The sequence below is a fragment of the Bartonella sp. AP88XZML genome (genome assembly GCF_042195565.1).
Classification (GTDB): domain Bacteria; phylum Pseudomonadota; class Alphaproteobacteria; order Rhizobiales; family Rhizobiaceae; genus Bartonella.
Genome location: NZ_JBHIOQ010000050.1, coordinates 1 through 3,045, shown reverse-complemented (window position 1 = coordinate 3,045; position 3,045 = coordinate 1). Strand labels below are relative to the sequence as shown.

The following is a 3,045-nucleotide window of genomic DNA, read 5'->3' as shown; positions in this document are numbered from 1 at the left end:
GTTGCCGTGTTTTTGAGCACCCGGCATTCTTCATTGAGTGTCAATCAAAAACATTAGTCAACAAGGAGTTCATCATGAACAATTTAGTAACAATCAACAATGCTGGTATTGCTGTCACAACCTCTTTAAAAATTGCTGAGGGTGTTGGGAATAGGCATAAAACAGTTATACAGCTGGTACGTCAAAATATTGAAGACTTTGAAGAATTTGGAAGGGTCGCATTTGAAATGCTACCCTTTGGAACCAGAGGCGGAAGACAAAAGAGAGAAGTTGCTATCCTCAATGAACCGCAAGCAACTCTACTCATGACCTATATGCGTAACAATGATACGGTGCGTGCGTTTAAAAAAGCACTCGTTAAAGCTTTCTATGATTTAAAAAACCAGTTAATTGATAATGACCGTGATACACGCTTTGATTTTCCAAGCAACTGGGATGAAATGGGACCTACTGAAAAAGCTGTTTATATTTATGGACCGCTTCACATGCATCTTGTTAAAGCCTTTACATTAGCAGAAGAGAGCAAACATTATAAAACGCTTGTTGAAGAAGCCAAGCGAGTTTTAGTAAGCCCTGTTGCAAAAGTAGCTTAAGTTAAAAACATGATTTTATCTCCTCGCCTTGAGGCGGGGAGGTAGTTAATGGCTCTGTTCCATTTGTATATCCACTTTATTAGCTGTTAATGTTGGAATAGAAGAGACATCAATGTCCCTCAAGGCATGCCATGTATCATAATTGGCTTGAAGCTGTAGCCAAAGGGCTGGTCCATTTCCTAACAATTTACCAATGCGAGCTGCTGTTACAGCTGTGACTGGACGTTCTCCTTTAAGGATACCGTGCAAGTGCTGGCGTGATATTTGAAGAATCCTAGCAATTTCGGTTTTGCTTGCATTTAAATGTTCTAAGGATTCAGCTAAAATTTCTCCTGGATGAGAAGGACAACGATTAGGATTACGTGTGGTCATGGATAGTTTCCTTTACAAATCTTAAAACCTTCAGTGGTATTGCTCTAGATCAACATGGTAAACGTGTCTGTCTTTAAATTCAAAAGTGATACACCAAGGACCATTGATATGAATTGTGTAGCGAGTTGGAGTAAAGCCTTTAAGCATATGAAAATTATAACCTGGTACATTGATATCACTAACTTGAGAAGCTGCGTCAAGGGTATCAAGACGGCGAATAATACGCTGTTGAAGCCTGCTATCAATCTTACTTTTTCCTGTTTCCCAGAGAGATTGTAGGTCTTTATTTTTAAATGTTTTGATCATAACAAACTCAACAATTTTATTTTAAATAAAATGTAATGTATTAAGTGACATACGTCAACAAAAATGTTACAATTTAATATGATTGATGCCAATACTGTAGAACTAAAGGAATTTAAGAAATGAATATCAAACCAATTCGTGCTGAGAGGGAGTACCAAGAAGCTTTAGAAATTGTGTCTGCAATGTTTGACAATCAACCTAAAGAGAATACTCCAGAATTTGATCAAATGGAGGTTCTTGTGTTGTTGATTGAAGCGTATGAAGCAGAACACTATCCTGTTTCTCCTCCTCACCCGATTGAAGCTATTAAATTTAGAATGGAACAAATGAACTTAACAGCTAAAGATCTTGTTTCTGTGATTGGTTATTTAAATCAATGATAAGGCATTTTATTAGGATTTATGAAATTTTTTCTTGTATTTGGTAACTATACACGATACAATATGTTATGATTTTGGGATTTAAACATAAAGGGCTTGAAGCCTTCTACAATACTGGCATTACAAAAGGAATTCAGTCTGCTCATACTCAAAAGTTAAGGCGTATTCTAGGTGCTCTTGACGTAGCTATATCACCAAATGATTTGAATTATCCGTCCTTTCGATTACATCCTCTAAAAGGTGATCTTAAGGGCTATTGGTCAATTACAGTAAATGGAAATTGGCGTGTAATATTCCGTTTTGTTGGTATAGATGTCGAATTGGTTGATTATCTAGATTATCATTAAATAAGGAGAGCTAAAAAATGATGAAAAACCCTCCACACCCTGGTGAACTCTTGCGTGAAGATGTAATCGCAGAACTTGGCTTATCTGTTAGTGAAACAGCCGAACGGCTTGGTATGTCTCGTGTAGCATTTTCTAGGGTTTTAAATGGGAAAGCCGCTATTAGTCCCAATCTCGCTATTAGGCTTGAAATGGCTGGTGTGAGTACTGCACGTGCTTGGCTAGCTATGCAGGCAAATTATGATTTAGCGCAAGCTCTAAAACATAAACAACCTAAAATACATCCTCTTTTCACGAGTTCTTGTTAGTTCCGTTCTATCGTATTGGAATGCTTTCTGAATGTAATATTATAGCTTAGTTTTGATCATCTTTCTCTTGTGGTTTTTTATAACCATTTAATCTTTCCATAATCTTATAAGGACAGCGCCATCAGCACCAGCACCGCTTGGAGAGGAATTTCCATGAGCACCAGCACCCCCACCACCAAAGCCACGCCCTGCTTTTCCTGAACTATAGGAACCTTTGCCTAGTCCTCCAGAGCCTCCTCTTGATGTATCGCCTCCAGCATCACCGCCATTACCGCTTGTTTTTCCATTGATTCCGCTTGTCCCAGCATAACCATTTCCGCCTTTGGCAATTCCTAGGTGGTCATCCGTTGCTAAACCAAAGTTTCCTCCCACGCCTCCAGCACCACCAGAGCCTGAATAGAAGGAAGTCGTACTCCCAGTAATCGAGTGAGAGATACGGGCGTCAGCTCCCCCACCACCCTTTCCTCCGGTAGCGGTAATAAAATTTTTGCCAATGGTTGTTGTTTCTCCAGGCTTACCGCTTACAAAATTCTTTGCAATAGAAGCCCCTCCTTTACCAATGATGATATCCTCGTGACCGTTTAAACTGACTTTATAGCCATACCAGACGGAACAACCACCACCTCCACCACCTCCTCCTAATCCTATCCCAAACGCTCTACCACCACTACCCCCACCACCCCATGCTTGGATCTCAACTTTGGTTTTATCGGTGACCCAGACGGGCCATTCAATTTTCCCA

6 protein-coding genes and 1 pseudogene are annotated in these 3,045 nt (G+C 39.8%); 4 read left to right on the top strand and 3 right to left on the bottom strand.

Annotated elements, in window-relative coordinates:
• Positions 1-74: 74 nt before the first annotated feature.
• The gene (locus ACFIK2_RS06925) at positions 75-593 is read left to right on the top strand and encodes a Rha family transcriptional regulator (protein ID WP_375640088.1); all 519 of its coding nucleotides are present in this window, start codon (positions 75-77) and stop codon (positions 591-593) included.
• Positions 594-638: 45 nt separating this feature from the next.
• On the opposite strand, the gene ACFIK2_RS06920 is transcribed toward ACFIK2_RS06925, so the two are convergent.
• Both ACFIK2_RS06920 and ACFIK2_RS06915 read right to left on the bottom strand, forming a co-directional pair.
• Positions 639-965 carry a HigA family addiction module antitoxin gene (locus ACFIK2_RS06920; RefSeq protein ID WP_273791640.1) on the bottom strand — a complete coding sequence of 109 codons (327 nt, stop codon included), beginning with the start codon at positions 963-965 and terminating at the stop codon, positions 639-641.
• Between the two features lie 30 nt (positions 966-995).
• Positions 996-1,271 carry a type II toxin-antitoxin system RelE/ParE family toxin gene (locus ACFIK2_RS06915; RefSeq protein WP_208435033.1) on the bottom strand — a complete coding sequence of 92 codons (276 nt, stop codon included), beginning with the start codon at positions 1,269-1,271 and terminating at the stop codon, positions 996-998.
• 119 nt (positions 1,272-1,390) lie between these two features.
• Between ACFIK2_RS06915 and ACFIK2_RS06910 the strand changes: the two genes are divergently transcribed.
• From ACFIK2_RS06910 to ACFIK2_RS06900, 3 genes are all read left to right on the top strand, one after another.
• Positions 1,391-1,651, top strand: a complete 261-nt coding sequence (locus tag ACFIK2_RS06910) for a type II toxin-antitoxin system HigA family antitoxin (protein ID WP_375640089.1) — start codon at positions 1,391-1,393, stop codon at positions 1,649-1,651.
• Positions 1,652-1,719: 68 nt separating this feature from the next.
• Positions 1,720-1,998 (top strand): type II toxin-antitoxin system RelE/ParE family toxin, encoded by a 279-nt coding sequence (locus ACFIK2_RS06905; protein WP_375640091.1) that lies wholly within the window; start codon positions 1,720-1,722, stop codon positions 1,996-1,998.
• A gap of 17 nt (positions 1,999-2,015) precedes the next feature.
• Positions 2,016-2,303, top strand: coding sequence for a HigA family addiction module antitoxin (locus tag ACFIK2_RS06900; RefSeq protein WP_126602638.1), 288 nt, complete (start codon positions 2,016-2,018; stop codon positions 2,301-2,303).
• Positions 2,304-2,390: 87 nt separating this feature from the next.
• Here ACFIK2_RS06900 and ACFIK2_RS06895 read toward each other — a convergent pair.
• A pseudogene (locus ACFIK2_RS06895) lies at positions 2,391-3,045 on the bottom strand (hypothetical protein); the annotation flags it as partial.